Genomic DNA, 498 nt, shown 5'->3' on the forward strand with positions numbered 1-498 from the left:
CAAACAACTTATGTATGAACCCAACTTCATTTTGAGCAGACTTCACCTGTAGGTTAAGTTGTCTTTTTTTCATCATATGCATGGCTTCAACGCCGCTCAATATAGAAGTGGCTGTTTCATATGACTTGAATCCTAACATAGAACGTACACGTTTCTTAATGAAACGGTGATCCTGTTCCACTATATTATTGAGATATTTAACTTGCCTTATTTGTATGCCTTCAGGCATACGTTTCTCTTCTTTTAACTCTTGAATCGCTACGGGATAGGCTGGGTTCTTGTCTACTGTTATAACACGAGGTTTACAAATATGAGAAGCAGCCAAGGCTTTCTTGAAAAAGCGCTTGGCTGCTTGTTTATCTCTTGATTCACTTAGATAAAAATCAATGGTGTTTCCTTCAGAATCTACTGCGCGATATAAATACATCCATTGACCTTTTACTTTCACATACGTTTCATCGACTCTCCAGGAATCATTTGTCGTCTTAAGATGACGTC

The 498-nt window shown here is 38.0% G+C and carries 1 protein-coding gene; it reads right to left on the reverse strand.

Going from position 1 to position 498, the window contains the following annotated elements:
• The coding region (locus tag JDS96_RS30680; protein ID WP_199669115.1) for an IS6 family transposase at positions 1-498 on the reverse strand (498 nt) is incomplete at both ends.

It is taken from the genome of Bacillus cereus group sp. N21 (genome assembly GCF_016483395.1).
GTDB classification, from domain to species: domain Bacteria; phylum Bacillota; class Bacilli; order Bacillales; family Bacillaceae_G; genus Bacillus_A; species Bacillus_A pseudomycoides.